General features: G+C 72.0%; 18 protein-coding genes. 8 read left to right on the top strand and 10 right to left on the bottom strand.

Annotation, left to right across the window (positions count from 1 at the left end):
* Window positions 1–12: 12 nt before the first annotated feature.
* The 3 genes from ACLJOU_RS06755 to ACLJOU_RS06765 all read right to left on the bottom strand — a co-directional run bounded on the left by ACLJOU_RS06755 (window position 13) and on the right by ACLJOU_RS06765 (window position 4,263).
* Window positions 13–2,277, bottom strand: coding sequence for an AAA family ATPase (locus ACLJOU_RS06755; protein WP_410564178.1), 2,265 nt, complete (start codon window positions 2,275–2,277; stop codon window positions 13–15).
* Window positions 2,278–2,580: 303 nt separating this feature from the next.
* Entirely contained in the window at window positions 2,581–3,534 is a 954-nt protein-coding gene (gene pssA, locus ACLJOU_RS06760) for a CDP-diacylglycerol--serine O-phosphatidyltransferase (protein ID WP_410564180.1), read from the bottom strand.
* Between the two features lie 3 nt (window positions 3,535–3,537).
* Window positions 3,538–4,263 carry a phosphatidylserine decarboxylase gene (locus ACLJOU_RS06765; protein ID WP_410564182.1) on the bottom strand — a complete coding sequence of 242 codons (726 nt, stop codon included), beginning with the start codon at window positions 4,261–4,263 and terminating at the stop codon, window positions 3,538–3,540.
* A gap of 247 nt (window positions 4,264–4,510) precedes the next feature.
* On the opposite strand from ACLJOU_RS06765, the gene ACLJOU_RS06770 reads away from it, so the two are divergent.
* Window positions 4,511–4,741, top strand: coding sequence for a hypothetical protein (locus ACLJOU_RS06770; protein WP_410564184.1), 231 nt, complete (start codon window positions 4,511–4,513; stop codon window positions 4,739–4,741).
* A gap of 39 nt (window positions 4,742–4,780) precedes the next feature.
* Here the strand turns inward: ACLJOU_RS06770 and ACLJOU_RS06775 are convergent, their stop codons facing one another.
* Window positions 4,781–5,065: a GlsB/YeaQ/YmgE family stress response membrane protein gene (locus ACLJOU_RS06775; RefSeq protein WP_410564186.1), complete on the bottom strand. Its 285-nt coding sequence runs from the start codon at window positions 5,063–5,065 to the stop codon at window positions 4,781–4,783.
* Between the two features lie 73 nt (window positions 5,066–5,138).
* Here ACLJOU_RS06775 and ACLJOU_RS06780 point away from each other — a divergent pair, with 73 nt between their 5' ends.
* A complete protein-coding gene (locus ACLJOU_RS06780; protein ID WP_410564188.1) occupies window positions 5,139–5,699 on the top strand; it encodes a helix-turn-helix domain-containing protein in 561 nt (186 codons plus the stop codon).
* Window positions 5,696–6,949 carry an MFS transporter gene (locus ACLJOU_RS06785; protein ID WP_410564190.1) on the top strand — a complete coding sequence of 418 codons (1,254 nt, stop codon included), beginning with the start codon at window positions 5,696–5,698 and terminating at the stop codon, window positions 6,947–6,949. Before ACLJOU_RS06780 ends, ACLJOU_RS06785 begins: the two co-directional genes overlap by 4 nt.
* On the opposite strand, the gene glp is transcribed toward ACLJOU_RS06785, so the two are convergent.
* The gene (gene glp, locus ACLJOU_RS06790; protein ID WP_410564191.1) at window positions 6,903–8,093 is read right to left on the bottom strand and encodes a gephyrin-like molybdotransferase Glp; all 1,191 of its coding nucleotides are present in this window, start codon (window positions 8,091–8,093) and stop codon (window positions 6,903–6,905) included. The genes ACLJOU_RS06785 and glp overlap by 47 nt on opposite strands.
* A gap of 73 nt (window positions 8,094–8,166) precedes the next feature.
* Here glp and ACLJOU_RS06795 point away from each other — a divergent pair, with 73 nt between their 5' ends.
* The 5 genes from ACLJOU_RS06795 to groL all read left to right on the top strand — a co-directional run bounded on the left by ACLJOU_RS06795 (window position 8,167) and on the right by groL (window position 13,197).
* Window positions 8,167–8,844 (top strand): TIGR00266 family protein, encoded by a 678-nt coding sequence (locus tag ACLJOU_RS06795; protein WP_361103170.1) that lies wholly within the window; start codon window positions 8,167–8,169, stop codon window positions 8,842–8,844.
* Window positions 8,844–9,467: an AIM24 family protein gene (locus ACLJOU_RS06800; RefSeq protein ID WP_410564192.1), complete on the top strand. Its 624-nt coding sequence runs from the start codon at window positions 8,844–8,846 to the stop codon at window positions 9,465–9,467. Before ACLJOU_RS06795 ends, ACLJOU_RS06800 begins: the two co-directional genes overlap by 1 nt.
* A gap of 111 nt (window positions 9,468–9,578) precedes the next feature.
* Window positions 9,579–9,785, top strand: a complete 207-nt coding sequence (locus ACLJOU_RS06805; RefSeq protein ID WP_003085446.1) for a cold-shock protein — start codon at window positions 9,579–9,581, stop codon at window positions 9,783–9,785.
* Window positions 9,786–9,849: 64 nt separating this feature from the next.
* Entirely contained in the window at window positions 9,850–11,325 is a 1,476-nt protein-coding gene (locus ACLJOU_RS06810) for a serine/threonine-protein kinase (protein ID WP_410564194.1), read from the top strand.
* A gap of 243 nt (window positions 11,326–11,568) precedes the next feature.
* On the top strand, window positions 11,569–13,197 hold the full coding sequence (groL, locus tag ACLJOU_RS06815; RefSeq protein ID WP_043776303.1) for a chaperonin GroEL: 1,629 nt from the start codon (window positions 11,569–11,571) through the stop codon (window positions 13,195–13,197).
* A 64-nt stretch (window positions 13,198–13,261) separates the two neighbouring features.
* On the opposite strand, the gene ACLJOU_RS06820 is transcribed toward groL, so the two are convergent.
* The 5 genes from ACLJOU_RS06820 to ACLJOU_RS06840 form a co-directional block, all read right to left on the bottom strand.
* The gene (locus ACLJOU_RS06820; protein WP_410564196.1) at window positions 13,262–13,582 is read right to left on the bottom strand and encodes a hypothetical protein; all 321 of its coding nucleotides are present in this window, start codon (window positions 13,580–13,582) and stop codon (window positions 13,262–13,264) included.
* 239 nt (window positions 13,583–13,821) lie between these two features.
* Window positions 13,822–14,040 carry a PspC domain-containing protein gene (locus ACLJOU_RS06825; protein ID WP_410564197.1) on the bottom strand — a complete coding sequence of 73 codons (219 nt, stop codon included), beginning with the start codon at window positions 14,038–14,040 and terminating at the stop codon, window positions 13,822–13,824.
* Window positions 14,041–14,165: 125 nt separating this feature from the next.
* A complete protein-coding gene (locus ACLJOU_RS06830; RefSeq protein WP_410564199.1) occupies window positions 14,166–15,095 on the bottom strand; it encodes an o-succinylbenzoate synthase in 930 nt (309 codons plus the stop codon).
* 56 nt (window positions 15,096–15,151) lie between these two features.
* A complete protein-coding gene (locus tag ACLJOU_RS06835; protein WP_410564200.1) occupies window positions 15,152–15,997 on the bottom strand; it encodes a DUF72 domain-containing protein in 846 nt (281 codons plus the stop codon).
* Between the two features lie 643 nt (window positions 15,998–16,640).
* Complete coding sequence (locus ACLJOU_RS06840) at window positions 16,641–17,402, bottom strand: DUF4253 domain-containing protein (RefSeq protein ID WP_410564201.1); 762 nt, start codon at window positions 17,400–17,402, stop codon at window positions 16,641–16,643.
* Between the last annotated feature and the right edge of the window lie 157 nt (window positions 17,403–17,559).

Consider the following 17,559-nt stretch of genomic DNA (forward strand, 5'->3'; position numbering starts at 1 on the left):
ACGGCCGTTTTTTCATTCGCCGGTCTGGGTCTTCGCGTACGCCTCGAGCGCGGCCAGCTGGGCCGGGTCCAGGCTCGGCCGGACGGCCTTCCGGGCCGTCTCCAGGTGCGCCGCGGTGACTTCGCGGGCCTCCAGTGACTCGCGCATCGCCGTCAATGCCGCTTCGCGGATCAGCGCCGCGCAGTCGGCCGCCGAGTAACCGTCCAGAGTGGACGCGACCGCGGCGAGGTCGACGTCCTCGGCCAGCGGCGTGTTCTTCGAGCTCGCCGCGAGGATGGCCGCGCGGGCCTCGGCGTCCGGCGGCGGCACGTAGACGCGGCGCTCGAGCCGGCCCGGCCGCAGCAGCGCCGGGTCGACCAGCTCCGGCCGGTTCGTCGCCCCCAGGACGACGACCTCGCGCATCGGCTCGACGCCGTCGAGCTCGGTGAGCAGGGCCGCGACCACGCGGTCGGCGACGCCCGAGTCGGACGACTGGCCGCGGCGCGGGGCCAGCGCGTCGATCTCGTCCAGGAAGATCAGCGCGGGCGCGGCCTCGGCGGCCCGGCGGAACAGCTCGCGCACCGCGCGTTCGGACTCGCCGACCCACTTGTCCATCAGCTCGGCGCCCTTGACCGCGAAGACGTTCAGCGCGCCGGTGCCGGCCAGCGCCCGCACGAGGAAGGTCTTGCCGCCGCCGGGCGGCCCGTACAGGAGTACCCCGCGCGGCGGTTCGACGCCGAGCCGGGCGAACGAGTCGGGGTACCGCAGCGGCCAGAGCACGGCTTCGGTGAGCGACTGCTTGACGTCCACCATGTCGCCGACGTCGTCCAGGGTCAGCCCGCCGGTGGCCAGGTTGTCCGAAGTGGACATCGAGACCGGCCGGACGGTGGCCAGCGCGTCCAGCAGGTCCTGCTGCGAGATGCGCGGCTCGTCGGTGTCGCGCTGGCGCAGGGCCGCCCGCAGGGCCGCGTCCCGGCGCAGCGCGATGAGGTCCGCCGCGACGAAGCCCGGCGTCCGCTCGGCGAGGACGCCGCAGTCGATGCCCTGCTCGAGCGGGACGTCCCGGAGGAGGACGTTCAGCAGCTCCCGGCGGGTTTTCGCGTCCGGGAGGGCCAGGCCGAGCTCGCGGTCCAGCAGGTCGGCGGCGCGCAGCCGCGGGTCGGCGGACTCGGCACGGGCCGTCGTCGCGACGACGGCGAAGCTCTCGCGCCTGAGTGCCGTCCGCAGTTCCTCCAGCACCACCGTGGCCACCGGCGGGGGAGTCGTCGCCGGCAGCAGTGCGTCGACGTCGGTGAGCAGCAGGACCGAGGGGCCGTCGGCCTCGCGGATGGCCTCGCGCAGGCGGGTGACGGCGACGTTCGGGTCCAGCACCGCGAGGTTCGGCGCGGCGAGCGGGATGGTCTTGATCCCGGCGTCGTGGGCCACCGACCGCACGAGCGTCGCCTTGCCGACGCCTTCGGGGCCGGACAGCAGGACGCCGAGGTGGGCGGGGGCGCCCAGCCGGGCCAGCAGCTCGGGCCGATGGAAGGCGAGGTCGAACCACTCGGCGAGCTTGCGCGCGGCGGTCTCGGCGCCGATCAGGTCGGCCAGCGGGACGGCCGGCTCTTCTTGGGCGGTGACCTCGTCCTCGACGATCTCGGCGTCGATCCATTCCTCGGCCGCGGTCACCGCGGAGGTGCGGACCAGCGCGGTCGCCGTCCGTGGCGCGTCCTGCCCGGCGGGGCCCGGCCGGGCGCCGTCGCGCCAGGTGACCACTGTGGACGGTCCGACGGCGACGGTGCCGGCGGGCTCGGTGGCGGTGACGGTGAGCAGCTCGTTCGTCCAGGTCGCGCCGACCGCCCGCGACAGCTGGCCGCGCAGGCCGGCCGGGTCCGATCCCGGCGTCGGCGCGAGGTCCTGGGGCAGCAGCGAAACGGCGTCGCCGACGGTGAGCACCTTGCCGATCAGCGCGAGCCGCAGCATGTGCGGGCTGACCGAGACGCTGGCCAGCCGCGACCCCGCCACGGTCACCGTCTTGGCCGCCGCGACGTCGGCCGGCGCGACGACGACCTCCGAGCCCTCGGTGACGCCCAGGTTCGACATCGTGACGTCGTCGGTGAGCACCACCCCGGGCACGCCCGCCTCGTCGGCGGGCGCGGCGAGCGCGGCGCTGACCCGCGCCCCGGTGAGGTGGACGGCGTCCCAGGCCCGCAGGCCCAGCGCGTCGAGGACTTCGGGGTGCAGCCGGACGACGCCGCGGCGCGTGTCCAGCGCCGACGGCGTGTGCCGGACGGTCAGCGTGATCTGCGGGTGGCTCACGTCGTTCACCCTAGCGATCCCCCGCGTCCCCCGGGGCTCCCGGACGGCCACCCCGTGTCGACCCTCCAATCACGCGTGTCGACCTCCCAATCACGCGTGTCGACCCCTCAATCACGGGTGCCGACCTCTCAATCACGGGTGATGGCCGCCGGATCACGTCCGGACGGTCGGGTTCCCGGACCTGGAGGGTCGGTTCGCGTGCCTGGAAGGTCGGTTCGCGTGATTGGGGAGCCAACTCGCGTGATTAGGGAGTCGACTCGCGTGATTGGGGAGTCGACACGCGTGATTGGAGGGTCGACACGGCTACTTGCGGCGGAGGCCGATCTGGCGCCAGGTGCGGCGGCGGGGGCCCTGGCCGTTTTGGCTGCCGCGGGGGGTGCGGACCGTCTCGCCGGTGCGGGGGAGGCGGACCGCGCGCATGGCCGCGCCCGCGACGCGGCGGCGCAGCGGGGGACGCAGGCCGAGACGGCGGGAGGAGCGGGCCCGGCGGATCGCGCGGCGCTCGCTGGGCGGGACCGTCCACGCCTCCGGGTGGGCCGCCAGCCAGCGGTGCCGGTGGATCGAGTACGGGATGTGCGCCAGGTACAGCACCATCGCCGCGAGCAGGGCGACCAGCGGGAACTGGATGATCGCCGCGGCCAGCAGGGCGACGCCGAGCAGCAGCGGCGCGATCGCCCGGGGCGGCGCCTTGACCGTCTTCAGCGACAGCGTCGGGATGCGGCTGATCAGCAGGGCCGCGATGGCGACCGTCCACGCCCACACGACGTACTGCGACGACCACCAGCCCTCGCCCCACTGCAGGTACGCCACCAGCGGCAGCATCCCCAGCAGGCCGCCGGCGGGCGCCGGGACGCCGACGAAGAACTCGCTCGCGTACGGCGGCTGCTCGGTGTCGTCCAGCAGCGTGTTGAACCGGGCCAGCCGCAGGATCATGCAGACGGCGAAGATGAGCGACGCCACCCAGCCGATCCGGTCCGCGCCCGTCTGCCACACGTAGATCACCAGCGCCGGCGCGACGCCGAACGAGATGCCGTCGGACAGCGAGTCCAGCTCCGCGCCCATCTTCGACGTCGCGTCGAGCAGGCGGGCGATCCGGCCGTCCAGGCTGTCGAGCACCGCCGCGATGCCGATCGACGCGATGGCCATCGCGTAGTTCCTGGTCAGCGCGAACTGCACGGCCGACAGGCCCGCGCACAGCGCCAGCACGGTGATGGCGTTCGGCAGCAGCCGGACACCGGGGGTGGTCACGCGGACCATCGATCAGCCTTTCGCAGGCGCGGCAGGGAGTTCGGCGATGACCGTCTCGCCGCCGACCGTCCGCTGGCCCTTGCTGACCAGCACCGTCGAGCCCGGCGGCAGGTAGAGGTCGACCCGCGAGCCGAACCGGATGATCCCGTACGTCGACGCGGCAGCGACCTTGTCGCCCTCGCTGATCTCGCAGAGGATGCGGCGCGCGACCAGGCCGGCGATCTGCACGACGACGAGCTCGTGGCCGTCTTCGGTGCGCATGAGCACGGAGTTGCGTTCGTTGTCGTCGCTGGCCTTGTCCAGGTCCGCGGACAGGAACTTGCCCGGCCGGTAGGCCACGCGCTCGATCACGCCGTTCGCCGGCACGCGCTGGACGTGCACGTCGAACACCGAGAGGAACACCGACACGCGCATCCGCGGCTCGGCGGGCAGGCCGAGCTCGGCGGGCGGGACGGCTTCCTCGATCAGCGAGACGAGACCGTCGGCCGAGGCGAGCGCGACGCCGTCACGCGGCGGCGGGACGCGCTTCGGCTCGCGGAAGAACGCGGCCGTGGCCACGGTCGCCAGCGCACCGACGAGCCCGAGGCGCTTGGAGAACCGGCGGGCGAGCAGCGTCGCGGCGACGCCGCCTGCCACGAACGGGCGGCCGGCGGGGTGCATCGGCGGCAGCGTTTCGCGGGCGAGCTGGAGGGCGTGCGCGACTGGGTTGCCGGCGGGCTCCGGCCGGGTGCCGCTCATGGTCGGGTCCCCTGGTTTCGTGTCGGAAGAACGGTGGGCGCCGGGCGTCCGGCGGCCGCGTACGGGCGCCCCCACGCTACCGCTGCCCCAGGTGAGGGTGTCCCTGCGCCCCCGGCGGCTCCTCCGGGAGGGGGTCACCGCGGCGGGTGGGAATGATCGGCTCGTCGTAACGCAAAGTCGATTTCGCCGACGACACCGAGTAGTTGCCGCCGTTCGGGGCGCTGCCCCGCCTGACCTGTGAGGACCGATGAGCGACCGCCGAGATCCCGCCGAAGCCGAGCTTCGCGAGCTCTTGGGCGCGTGGCGTCTGGAGATCGACGAGGTGCCCGTGCCGTCGCTCGTCGACCCGCTGCGCGCGGTCGACGTCGTCATCGAAGCGAAGAAGGCGGCGAAGGTGAGGAACCGGGGCCGGGTGCATCCGCCCCCCGACGGCGCACGCACCCGGCCACCGGGAGATGCGCGTGAGGGAGCAGTCTAGCGCTGGACGGCCCGTTGATCACGGTTCGTCCGGCAAATGTTACGAACGGTCACTCGGATGCCGGGTCAAGCCGCCCGCGAGCCGCAGGATCGCCAGCAGCACGACCGCGCCGAGGATGGCCACGCCGAAGCTCGGGAAGTCGAAGTCGAACGTCCTCGCCTGGCCGGTGGCGAGCCGGTAGAGCAACCCGCCCAGGGCGGCGCCGACGATCCCGACGAGCACGCTGACCAGGCAACCCAGGCGCTGCCGCGCCCGTCCGCCGACGACCAGGTTCGCGATCCAGCCGACGATGGCGCCGAAGATCACCCATGCGACGAAACCCATGGCGGGAGTTTACGCGAGCGGGTTGCACAAGCGTCATTGCACAAGAGTTGTTGTACAACTACTCTTGTGCACCATGACCGAGGACATCCGGGAGATCCGGGATTCGAAGGTGCTGGCCGCCATGTCCCACCAGTTGCGGCGCCGGCTCCTGGAACTGCTCCACCTCGACGGCCCGGCGACGGCGTCGATGCTCGCCGCGAAGACCGGCCAGGCGGTCGGCAACATCAGCCACCACATGAAGGTCCTGGCCGCCGCGAAGCTGGTCGAGCAGGCCCCGGAACTGGCCCGCGACCAGCGGGAACGCTGGTGGAAGCGCAGTGCGAGGACGCTGCGGTGGGCCTCGGCCGACTTCCCCGGCGACCCGGTCGCCGAAGCCGCCGAGATCCTCGTGCTCGACCACCAGACGGCGGTCGCCCGCGAGTGGATCGCCAGCCGCGAGACCTACCCCGAGCAGTGGCGCGGAGGGCCGTTCAGCATCGACACGTGGGTGCGGCTGTCGCGCGAAGAACTGGACGAGCTCAACGAGCGGATCTTCCTGCTGATCAGCGAGTTCGAGAACCGCACCGAACCCGGCGACGGCGTCGAGCGTCGCCCGGTCTTCTTCGCCGCGCGAGCGTCGCTGGGCCAGCCGTGACGGGGCTCTGGGGGAACCGGGACTTCCGGCTGCTGTGGACCGGCGAGACCACGAGCATGCTCGGCAGCATGGTGGCGACCACGGCGTTGCCGCTGGTCGCGGTGGTCACGCTGCAGGCGAGCACGTTCGAAGTCGCCCTGCTGACCGCGGTCGCCTGGTTGCCGTGGCTGCTGATCGGACTGCCCGCCGGCGCGTGGGTCGACCGGCTGGCGAAGCGCCCGGTCATGCTGCTCTGCAACACGGTGTCGATGGCGGTGTTCGGCAGCGTCCCCGTCGTCGCCGCGTTCGGGGCGCTCACCATGGCCTACCTGCTGGCCGCCGCGTTGCTCGGCGGGGTCGCCAAGGTGTTCTTCACCCTCGCCTACCGCGCCTACCTCCCGGCGCTCGTCAGTGACGGCGAACTCCTCGAAGCGAACGCGAAGCTGCAGGGCAGCGAGTCCGCGACCCAGGTCGCCGGACCGGGCCTGGCCGGGCTGCTGGCCCAGGCGTTCGGGCCGGTCAGCGGCATCCTGGCGGACGCGGTCAGCTTCGGCGTCTCCGTGTTGTGCGTGCGGGCGATCCGGGCGCGCGAAACCGTCGACCCCGGCGAGCGCGCGCCGCTGCGCAGCCAGATCGCCGAGGGACTCCGGTTCGTCGCCGCCGACCGGTACCTGCGGTCGCTGATCACCTTCGGCGCCGTCTCGAACCTCGCGCTCACCGGCTACAGCGCCATCCAGATCGTGTTCCTGTCCCGGACGCTCGGGGCCGCGCCCGGCCTCGTGGGACTGGTCCTGGCGCTGGGTGCGTCCGGCGGGGTGGTGGGCGCGGCCGCGGCCGGACGGCTCGCCGCGCGCCTCGGCGCCGTGCGCGCGTGGCTGCTGTGCGAGGTCTCCGCGGCACCGACGCTGCTGCTCGGGCCGCTGAGCGGGCCCGGCTGGGGCCTGGTGCCGTTCGGGCTCGCGCTGTTCGGGGTGTGCGGCGGTGTCGTCGCCGGCAACGTGCTGGTGACGACGTTCCGGCAGCAGTACTGCCCGCCCGAGCTGTTCAGCCGGGTCAACTCCAGCATGTCGATCGTCAACTACGGGTCGATCCCGCTGGCCGGGGTCCTCGGCGGCCTGCTGGGCGAGGCGATCGGCATCCGCGAGACCCTCTGGGCGGCCGCGGGAGTGGCGATCCTCGCGCTGCCGCTGCTCGCGCCCTACCGGAAGCTGCGGGACTTCCCGGTCAGAGCAGCAGGACGTCCACCTCGTCCCCAACCGCAGCCGACGTGACGTCCTCCGGGAGCACGATCAGGCAGTTGGCCTGGGTGAACGCGGCCAGCAGGTGCGAGCCCGGCCCGCCGCGCGGCCCGACGATGCCGGTGACCTCCCGGTCGGACGGCGCGAACACACCCCGGCGGTACTGGCGGCGCCCGGCCGGGGAGCTCATCGCCTCGGTCAGCCGGGCGCGCACGCGGCGGCGGGAGACGTCGGTGTGGCCCAGCGCCGTCAGGATCGCCGGGCGCAGGAACGCCTCGAACGACACGAGCACGCTGACCGGGTTGCCGGGCAGCGCCACCACGGGCACGCCCTGCCAGCGCCCGCTGCCCTGCGGGCCACCCGGCTGCATCGCGATCTTCGCGAACTCGACGCCCTGACCGGTCAGCGCGTCCTTCACCACTTCGTACGCGCCCGCGCTGACGCCACCGGAGGTGACCAGCAGGTCGGCGCCGGCCAGCTTCGGCTCGATGACCTTCCGGAACTCCTCGACGTCGTCGACAACGCTGCGGACCACCTCGACCTCGCAGCCGAGATCGCGGATCGCCGCGGCGAGCATCACGCTGTTGGACTCGTAGATCTGGCCGTGGCGCAGCGGGGCCGGCGCGTCGATCAGCTCGGTGCCGGTCGAGGCGACCAGCACCCGCAGCGGCCGGTGCACCCGCACCTCGGCGAGCCCGACCGCGGCCGCCAGGCCCAGCTGGGAGTGACCCAGCACGGTGCCCGCGTGCAGGGCGATGCTGCCGCCGACGACGTCCTCGCCGGTCCGGCGGATGTGCGCGCCTTCGCGGGCGGGCGCGGAAATGGCCACGGTTTCCGTGCCGGCGTCGGTGTCCTCGACCATGACGACGGCGTCCGCGCCCGGCGGCAGCGGGGCCCCGGTCATGATCCGCTGCGCGGTGCCCGGTTCGAGCGGCCGGACGTCGACGCGGCCGGCCGGGATGTCGTCGGCGACCGGCAGGGTCACCGGCGCCGTGACGTCGGCCGCGCGCACCGCGTAGCCGTCCATCGCCGAGTTGTCGAAGGGCGGCAGGGACACGGTCGCCGTCACGTCATCGGCCAGGACGAGACCGGCCGCGGCGGCGAGGGGCAGGGCGGTCGCGGGGGAGGTGCCCAGTAGTGCGGCAACCCGGTCGCGGTAGTCGTCGACGGAGATCACCGGACCATCCTCCCCGTGTTCCGGGCGCGTGCAAGACTCTGCCCCGTCACAGGCACGCCGATGGGGAGCACGCATGCAGGTCGGAATCCGTCAACAGCCTTCGTTCGCCGTCGCCCGGCTGATGCTGGCGCCCGGGGAGCCGTGCCAGGTCGAGTCCGGCGCGATGATGGCCACCAGCTACGGCGTGCAGGTGCAGTCGCAGGCGCAGGGCGGGATCATGAAGGGCCTCGGCCGCGCGTTCCTCTCCGGCGAGTCCTTCTTCATCTCCACCTTCACCGCGCCGCCGAACGGCGGCTGGGTCGACGTCGCCGCGAACCTGCCCGGCGACATCCAGGTGATCACCCTCGACGGCCGCACCGGGTGGGCGGTCACCCGCGGTTGCTGGCTCGCGTCGTCGCACGGCGTGCAGACCGAGACCAAGTGGGGCGGGATGAAGAACCTGATGGGCGGCGAGGGCGGGTTCCTGACCCACGCCACCGGCCAGGGCCAGCTGCTCGTCAGCTGCTACGGCGCGGTCGAGACGATCACGTTGCAGCAGGGCGAGATGGTGACCATCGACACCGGGCACGTCGTCGCCTACGCCGACACCGTGCAGTACCAGATCCGGAAGGTCGCCCAAGGCATCATCCAGTCGATGAAGAGCGGCGAAGGCCTCGTCTTCGACTTCGTCGGCCCCGGCCAGATCATGACGCAGACGCGCAACCCGTCCGCGCTGATCAGCTGGCTCGTCTCCCACGTCCCGTCACGCTGATGCGCGTCCAGACCCGGCACACGCCCGCCTTCGGCGTCGCCCGCGTCCTGCTGGACCCGGGCGAGGCCGTGCGGGCCGCGCCGGAAACCCTGCTTGCCAGCCGGTTCGGGGTCACCGAGACGCCGGCGGGCCGCGGCGGCGTCCGCGCGGGCAAGAGCGCGGTCGCCGTCTACACCGCACCGTCCGACGGCGGCTGGATCGACTTCGCGCCGCTGCGCCCCGGCGACGTCTACCCGCTCGACGTCGGCGGGGGCACGGGCTGGTCGGTGCACCGCGACGCGGTGCTGGTGCAGCCTTCGTCCGTCCGGCACGACAGCGGGTGGGTGCCGCTGCAGCAGCTGTTCGGCGCCGATTCGGGATTCCTCGAGCACTACAGCGGCACCGGGCCGCTCGTGCTGGCCGCGCCGGGCCCGGTCGACGCCTTCGAACTCGGCAAGGGCGAGCTGGTCACGGTCCGGCCGGACTACCTGCTGGCCTATCCGGACACCGTCCAGTGCCGGTTGCGGGCCCTCGACCCGGGCGGCGCGCAGTCGCTGCGCACCGGCGAGGGACTCGCGGTCGACTTCGCGGGTCCCGGGACGGTGCTCGTGCACGCGCGGAACAGACGCCTTTCGGGTTCGTGATCTTCGGACGAATTGCCCATTGCCGCGGACAATAATTCCGGTAGCGTGATTGACACTCCGCCGCTGGCATCCGCTCGGGCCAGCGGATCCTTTGTGCTGAGGGAGGGCGCCGTGGCTGTCGGCACCGTCAAGTGGTTCAACTCGGAAAAGGGCTACGGGTTCATCGAATCCACGGAGGGCCCGGACGTGTTCGTCCACTATTCGGCCATCCAGTCCGAAGGATTCCGCACTCTGGACGAAGGCGACCGGGTCGAGTTCGAAGTGCAGTCCGGCCGCGATGGTCGTAGCCAGGCAGCCGACGTGCGCAAGGTTTCGTAACACGCCTGCCAGTTGATCGGTGAACCCCCGGCAGGCGCCGAACCAGGGGCGTTAGGCTGCGGGCGTGACAGGCGATGTGTCGGGGGACCTCACCGGTCGCCGGCTGGGCAACTACCGCATCGACGGGGTGCTCGGCAAGGGCGGCATGAGCGTGACCTACAAGGCCACCGACGTGCGGCTCGGCCGCAAGGTGGCCCTGAAGGTCATCGGTGACCACCTCGGGGCCGACGCCGAGTTCCGCGAACGGTTCGTCGACGAGGCGCGCAACACGTCGGCGATCGACCACGCCAACGTCGTGCCGCTGTACGACTTCGGCGAGCTCGACGGCATGCTTTACATCGCCATGCGCATGGTCGACGGCGGCGATCTCGCCGGGTTGATCTCCGGCGGTCCGATCGCGCCCGCGCGCGCCCTGACGATGCTCGACCAGGTTGCGGACGCGCTCGACACACTGCACAACCGTGGTCTGGTCCACCTCGACGTCAAGCCGGCGAACGTGCTCGTGACGAAGAAGGAGACGTCACGCGAGCACGTGTACGTCGCCGACTTCGGGCTGACCCGGCGCGGCGCGACGGGCCACCGGACACGCGGCGGCGACTTCCTCGGCTCGCCCACGTACGCGGCCCCCGAGCACCTGCGCGGGGAGCCGCTGGACGGGCGGACCGACCAGTACGCGCTGACGTGCGTCCTCTACGCCTGCCTCACCGGCAGCCCGCCGTTCAAGGGCGACGTCCCGACGGTGATCAAGGGGCACCTCAACGGCGAGCCGCCGGCGATCTCCCGCGCGGTCGCGCTGCCGCCGTCGATCGACGAGGTGATCCGGCGCGGCATGGCCAAGAACCCGGCCGACCGCTACCCCAGCTGCGTCGAGATGGTCGCGGCCGCGCGCCGCGCGCTCGGCCCCCTCGCCACGTCCGACACCCCGCCGGGCCCGCCCGGGTCCCATTCGGGCGGAATCCCCGCGCCGCAGCGTCCTGGTCAGGTACAACAGGGGCCGCACCAGAACAGCGCACCGCAGGGAGAGGGGGCCCCCGTGCACCCGTACGGAGGACAGCAGCAGCCCGGCTACGGTCCGGGGCCCGGACCGCAGGGCCCCGGTGTTCCGCAAGGCCCGCCGCCGGGGATGCCGCCGCAGGGCCCGCCGCCCGGGTACGGCTACCCGCCGCAGCAGGGCATGCCCCCGCAGGGCATGCCACCCCAGGGTTACGGCTACCCGCAGCAGCCGGGGATGCCCCCGCCGGGCTACGGCCAGGACCCGATGCGCCTGCGCCCGCCCATGCCCGCGGGCGGCGCGGGTGCGTTCCACCAGCCGAAGAGCGGCGGCGGCAAGAAGTGGCTCTTCGTCGTGCTCGGCCTGGTGGTCGTGGCCGGCCTGGTGGTGGGTGCGATCTTCCTGTTCGGCGACAGCGGCAGCGGAGGCGGCGGCGGTCAGACGACGGCCCCGAACATCCCGGTCGGCCCCGGCGGCGACTCGCAGGGCAAGCCGACGTCGTCGCTGAACGCACCCCCGCCGTCGATCAGCATCAAGCCGAGCTCCTGACGGGACCGTGCCTGATCGTGCGACGCTGAGCTGGGCTTCTTGCACTCTCCCCCCGAGAGTGCTAAACACGGACTTGGCACTCGACGCCGTCGAGTGCCAAAGGTCGGGACGGTGAGGCTGAACCCCCACCCGGGTCCAGTCGTCCGTCGCGGGCACCGAGCCTGGCCGAGGAAGAGTCCTGCTGCCGCCGCTGCAAGAACCACAGCGCGGCGGCTGCGCCCAATACCGGAGGACCACACCGCAATGGCCAAACTGATCGCGTTCGACGAGGACGCCCGCCGCGGTCTCGAGCGCGGCTTGAACACCCTCGCCGAAGCCGTCAAGGTGACCCTCGGCCCGCGGGGCCGGAACGTCGTGCTCGAAAAGAAGTGGGGCGCGCCGACCATCACCAACGACGGTGTCTCCATCGCCAAGGAGATCGAGCTCGAGGACCCGTGGGAGAAGATCGGGGCCGAGCTCGTCAAGGAAGTTGCCAAGAAGACCGACGACGTCGCGGGTGACGGCACCACCACCGCCACCGTGCTCGCCCAGGCCCTGGTCAAGGAAGGCCTGCGCAACGTCGCGGCCGGCGCCGACCCGATCAGCCTGAAGCGCGGCATCGAGGCGGCCGTCGAGGCCATCACCGAGCAGCTGCACAAGGCCGCCGTCCAGATCGAGACCAAGGAGCAGATCGCTGCTACCGCCTCGATCTCGGCCGCTGACCGCACCATCGGCGAGCTGATCGCCGAGGCGCTGGACAAGGTCGGCAAGGAAGGCGTCGTCACCGTCGAGGAGAGCAACACCTTCGGTCTCGAGCTCGAGCTCACCGAGGGCATGCGCTTCGACAAGGGCTACATCTCCGGTTACTTCGTGACCGACCCGGAGCGTCAGGAAGCCGAGCTCGAGGACCCGTACATCCTCCTCTTCGGCTCCAAGATCTCCACCGTCAAGGACGTGCTGCCGCTGCTGGAGAAGGTCATCCAGTCCGGCAAGCCGCTGCTGATCATCGCCGAGGACGTCGAGGGCGAGGCCCTGGCCACCCTCATCGTCAACAAGATGCGCGGCACCTTCAAGTCCGTCGCCGTCAAGGCGCCGGGCTTCGGTGACCGCCGCAAGGCGATCCTGCAGGACATCGCGATCCTGACCGGTGGCCAGGTCATCTCCGAGGACGTCGGCCTCAAGCTGGAGAACGCGGACCTGTCCCTGCTGGGCAAGGCCCGCAAGGCCGTCATCACCAAGGACGAGACGACCATCGTCGAGGGTGCGGGCGACGCCGACCAGATCCAGGGTCGCGTCAACCAGATCCGCGCCGAGATCGAGAACTCCGACTCGGACTACGACCGCGAGAAGCTGCAGGAGCGGCTCGCGAAGCTGGCCGGCGGCGTGGCCGTCATCAAGGCCGGCGCCGCGACCGAGGTCGAGCTCAAGGAGCGCAAGCACCGCATCGAGGACGCGGTGCGCAACGCGAAGGCCGCCGTGGAAGAGGGCATCGTCGCCGGTGGTGGCGTGGCCCTGATCCAGGCCGCCGAAGCCGCGTTCGCGGGCCTGAAGCTCGAGGGCGACGAGGCCACTGGCGCCAACATCGTCAAGGTGGCCGTCGAGGCCCCGCTCAAGCAGATCGCGATCAACGCCGGCCTCGAGGGCGGCGTCGTGGTGGAGAAGGTCAAGGGCCTGCCGCAGGGCCACGGCCTCAACGCCGCCACGGGTGTCTACGAGGACCTGCTCGCCGCCGGCGTGCCGGACCCGACGAAGGTCACCCGCTCCGCGCTGCAGAACGCCGCGTCCATCGCGGCGCTGTTCCTGACCACCGAGGCCGTCGTGGCGGACAAGCCGGAGAAGGCTTCGGCCGCTCCCGCCGACCCGTCCGGTGGCATGGGTGGCATGGACTTCTGAGTCCGGTCGCTTTCCGGGAAGGCCCGGTCCGCTTCGGCGGGCCGGGCCTTCTTTTGCGCACGTTCTACGGCTTGGTGAAGAACCAGACGGCGTAGGCGCCGACGATGACGACGCCGAGCGCGAGCACACCGAGGCCGCCGAGCCAGGCGGTGGTCTTCCGCTCGGCTTCCAGCCCGACGACGATGGCCCCGATGCCGGTGAGCAGGACCCAGATCGCCAGCGCCGCGGCGGTGTAGAGCACGGTCTTGGTGGCCTTGACCCCACCGGGGTCCCCGGCGGACAGCACGGCGTAGGCGGCGAAGGCGGTCAGCCCCAGCCCGGCGATCAGGTACAACCCGCCCAAGATCCCGACGACGACCTTCGGTGCGGTGTTTCCGTGATCCACGAGCGCGAACCCTAGCCCCTCGAACGGGTTCCGCGTCGCGGTTTTGGGCCACTCGGCCCAACGGCCACGACCGAACGGCCCGGACGTCCCCTGGCGTCCGGGCCGATCGTTTCGTGCCCCACCGCGTCCCCCGACGGCGGCGTCCCCCCGACCCACGCCCCCCGGCGCGGGTTGTCCTCAGTGCACCCCCGGCCCCCGGCGGGCCCCGGCTCCCCCTGCGAGCCGGAGCCCGCCCGCGTTCAGGAGTCCTCTTCCGGCGTCAGAATGGCGGCGGCGACGTAGATCGGGATGGCGATGCCGACGGAGAGGAACACGGCGGCGACGAGCCCGATGCGCAGGACGTTGGCATCGACGCCGAGGTAGGTGGCCCAGCCCCCGCAGACGCCGGTGAGCATCTTGTCGGTCCGGCTGCGGCGGAGCTTCTTGGTGGTTTCCGGGGTGTACACGCTGTTGGTCATGGCTCAATGGTGTCTTCCGAGGCCGTGGCCCGACATCGGGAACGGCCCGGACCCCGACCCTGAACTTCGCCTCGGGGAAAACCACGTGCTCCCCGGGCGTGGCCGGACGCCGGGGCCGATCGCGCTCAGCTCAGCGCGCGGACCCGGTTCAACCGGGCGGCCCAGGCCGCTGCCACCTCGGGTGTCGCCGCGTAGACCGGAGAAGGTTCCGGTGCCGTGCGCGGGACCGCCAGGTATCCGTCCACAGGGGACAGCGGTGCGGCGCAGACGTCCCCTTCCAGCAGCGAAAGCGTGCCGAGTCCACAAGCGAACTCCAGCGACGGCAGGGCACCCGCCAACGCCAGGCCCGCCGCCAGGCCCACGCTCGTCTCCACCGCCGACGACACCACGCACGGCAGCCCGCACGCCTCGGCCACCTCCAGGGCCCGCCGGACGCCGCCGAGGGGGGAGACCTTCAGGACCGCGATGTCGGCCGCTCCGGCGACCGCGACCTTCAGCGGGTCCTCGGCCCGGCGGATCGACTCGTCGGCCGCGATCCGGACGTCCACCCGGCGCCGCACCGCGGCCAGCTCCTCGATCGACGGGCACGGCTGCTCCGCGTACTCCAGGCCGCCCGCCGCCTTGTCGAGGTCCGCGAGCGCGCGCACCGCCGTGTCGACGTCCCACGCCGTGTTCGCGTCGACGCGGATCGCGCCGCCCGGGCCGAGCGCGTCGCGGACCGCCTCGACCCGCGCGCAGTCCTCGACGAGGGAGACGCGCGGGTCGGCGACCTTCACCTTCGCCGTCCGGCAGCCGGACGCGCGGACCAGTTCGTGCGCCTTCGCGGGCTCGACCACCGGGACCGTCGTGTTCACCTCGACCCGGTCGCGGATCGGGGCGGGCCAGCCGGCTTCGGTCGCTTCCACCGCCGCCCGCAGCCAGGGCACGCTCTCGGCGTCGGAGTAGTCGGCGAACGGGCAGAACTCGCCCCAGCCCGCCGGGCCGTGCAGCAGCACGCCCTCACGGACGGTGATGCCGCGGAACCGGGTGCGCAGGGGGATCGCGTAGACCTTCATCGAGCCCGATCATGCCACCGAGTGCCCGGCTTGCGTGCCCGCTCGAGCCGGCGCACTCACTGTCTCGTGACCGGTGCGACGCCGAGCAGGTCGGCGAGGCTTTCGGCGTTGCGCGGCGCCTCGACTTTGACGTCGTTGTCGAAGTAGACGTGCACGTCCCGCCGGCCGCCGTCGTGCCAGGTCCGGATCTTTTCGGCCCAGGTGCGCAGGGCTCGGTCGGAGTAGCCGCTGACGTAGAGCTCCTCGTCGCCGTGCAGCCGGACGTAGGCGAAGTCGGCCGTCTGGTGTTCGAGGAACGGCCATTTGCCGGCGGTATCGGCGACGACGAGGGCGATGTCGTGTTGTTCGAGCAGGTCGATGGCCGCGGGCTCGGCGAAGCTGGGGTGCCGGACTTCGAGGGCGTGCCGCAGGGGTCTCCTCGGGCCGGCTTCGAGGTACGGGGTGCCTTTCAGCTTGTCGTCGTGCTTCATCGCGAGCTGGGCGGCGTCGGTGGTGGTGCGCGGCAGCAGGGCGAAGAAGTTCTCGAGCCGTTCGGGGTCGAAGGAGAGCCTCGGCGGGAGCTGCCAGAGGAAGGGGCCCAGTTTCGCGCCGAGCGCGAGGACGCCGGAGGCGTAGAAGTTCGCGAGGGGGGTCTCGACGTCCCGGAGCTGCTTCATGTGCGTGATGAAGCGGCCGCCCTTGACGGCGAAGACGAAGTCGGCGGGGGTCTCGTCGAACCAGGCGCGGTACCGCTCGGGACGCTGGAGGGAGTAGAAGGACCCGTTGATTTCGACGGCGTTCATCCGCCGCGAGAGGTACTCGAGTTCCCGTCGCTGGGCGAGCTTGGGTGGGTAGAAGACCCCGCGCCACGGCGGGTACCGCCACCCTGAGGTCCCGATCCGGATCTCGGCGATCTCCCTCACCGCCTTTCCGGGAGGGGTGATTCCCGTTCGGTCGGGGGGTCAAACGCGGGGTGGGTTGGACGGGTGGACCGGGGGTTGGGACGGGTGACCTGACTTGGGGGCCGGTTGTCTTGGTGGACGCTTCCGCGGGTGGTTGTTATCTGCCGTCGGTGCGGGATTCGGTGCGGGATTCGGTGCGGTGTGAGGTCTTCCGGGGTGTAAAGACTGTCCTCGCCGGACGGGCAGGCTCCGGGATGGCCGGGGAACGCTGTTCTCCTGCTTTTTCGTGGGGGTCGCTGGGTGGTCATCCCGTCGCCTGGGTGAGGCCTATCACTTTGAGCCAGGCCCGCAAGGTTGCGTTGTTGGCTTGCGTGGGTTGGTGGGTTGCGGGCCTGGCTCAAAGTGATTTGACGGCCTCAGGCGACGGGATGACCACCCAGCTCTTTTGTTGGCGGCCTGGCGGCCGCCGCCGCTTGCTGCCGCTCGCGGTCCGGGTCCGCCCCGGGGATCTGGGTCCGCCCGGGGGTCTGGCCTGCCTCCCGCCTCCCGGCGGCCCCGGCTCTTTGCCCGGCCGGTCCTCCGCCTCCCGGCGGCCCCGGCTCTTGCCCCGGCCGGACCCTCCCGGCGGCTCGGTTCCCAGTCCAGCCAACCCCGGCGACCTCCCTCACGCCCAGGAAAACCGCCAGTGCCGGGACTGGACCAAGCCCGATGCGTACTCGCGCAGATTTCCCGGCTGCCCCGCGAACGTCGGCAAACTGAATGCGCGATGCTCTGCCGCCACCGTCAACGCGCGTGCCTGGTTCCTTGGGGGTGCCGCCACCGACAGCTCCATCGCGTCGAATCCCAGCACCACCAGCGTTGCGCCGAAGCGGTCCTCCCAGCTGCGCAGCACCGCCGACAGCTCGGCCACCTGGTCCGTGCACTTGATCATGCCCGTCCAGCCCAGGAGGGCCGGGATGTCGGCCGGCCGCTCTGTCTGGACCAGGCCCAGCCGGTGGGGGGCGCGTGTGGCCAGGATCGAGCCCGTGTTGCCCGCCTCCGCCAGTGGGTCGGACCGGCGCGGGCTGCGCTTGGCCAGACCCGGGAAGCGGGCGCCGAACGGCCGCAGGCAGGCGCCGTCGCAGCAGGATGTGTCCCACCAGCGGGACAGTGCTCCCGCCGGGTCGGCCGCCGCCACCCGGTGGCCGGCCGGGGCCAGGCGGCCGCGGTCGTCGATCCAGTCCTCGCCGTTCGCCGCGAAGCGCTGGTCGTGGGGGATCAGCACCGGCCACAGCCCGGACCGCTCGAACTCGGCCACGCAGCCGAGGTAGCGCTCGGGCCGGGTCAGCGGCAGGTCGGACACCCACAGCCGGCCGTGCCACGACCCCGGTGGCAGGGTCTGGACCGGCGGCGCGGGCGTACCGGGGCGGAGCGGTGCGATCGTCATGGAGCGTCCCCTCGAACTTGTGTTCGGCTGCTGCATGTCGAACAGTAGTTCGAGGGTCCGACAATTTCCAGCGGCGCAGCCGCTCATCCGTTCGAGTGAATCAGGAAAACCGCAGGTCAGCGCGCTGCGTGAGAGCAAAGTTGCGGAAGTTGCTCCT

Source organism: Amycolatopsis sp. cmx-4-61, assembly GCF_046548775.1.
GTDB lineage: Bacteria > Actinomycetota > Actinomycetes > Mycobacteriales > Pseudonocardiaceae > Amycolatopsis.

What these genes read in the sequence shown, in the direction of transcription:
- ACLJOU_RS06825 (WP_410564197.1), bottom strand. Translation starts at nt 14,040, where the DNA reads ATGACCAACAGCGTGTACACCCCGGAAACCACCAAGAAGCTCCGCCGC.
- ACLJOU_RS06800 (WP_410564192.1), top strand. Translation starts at nt 8,844, where the DNA reads ATGCGCGTCCAGACCCGGCACACGCCCGCCTTCGGCGTCGCCCGCGTC.
- ACLJOU_RS06780 (WP_410564188.1), top strand. Translation starts at nt 5,139, where the DNA reads ATGACCGAGGACATCCGGGAGATCCGGGATTCGAAGGTGCTGGCCGCC.
- groL (WP_043776303.1), top strand. Translation starts at nt 11,569, where the DNA reads ATGGCCAAACTGATCGCGTTCGACGAGGACGCCCGCCGCGGTCTCGAG.
- ACLJOU_RS06775 (WP_410564186.1), bottom strand. Translation starts at nt 5,065, where the DNA reads ATGGGTTTCGTCGCATGGGTGATCTTCGGCGCCATCGTCGGCTGGATC.
- ACLJOU_RS06830 (WP_410564199.1), bottom strand. Translation starts at nt 15,095, where the DNA reads ATGAAGGTCTACGCGATCCCCCTGCGCACCCGGTTCCGCGGCATCACC.
- ACLJOU_RS06840 (WP_410564201.1), bottom strand. Translation starts at nt 17,402, where the DNA reads ATGACGATCGCACCGCTCCGCCCCGGTACGCCCGCGCCGCCGGTCCAG.
- ACLJOU_RS06795 (WP_361103170.1), top strand. Translation starts at nt 8,167, where the DNA reads ATGCAGGTCGGAATCCGTCAACAGCCTTCGTTCGCCGTCGCCCGGCTG.
- ACLJOU_RS06765 (WP_410564182.1), bottom strand. Translation starts at nt 4,263, where the DNA reads ATGAGCGGCACCCGGCCGGAGCCCGCCGGCAACCCAGTCGCGCACGCC.
- pssA (WP_410564180.1), bottom strand. Translation starts at nt 3,534, where the DNA reads ATGGTCCGCGTGACCACCCCCGGTGTCCGGCTGCTGCCGAACGCCATC.
- ACLJOU_RS06770 (WP_410564184.1), top strand. Translation starts at nt 4,511, where the DNA reads ATGAGCGACCGCCGAGATCCCGCCGAAGCCGAGCTTCGCGAGCTCTTG.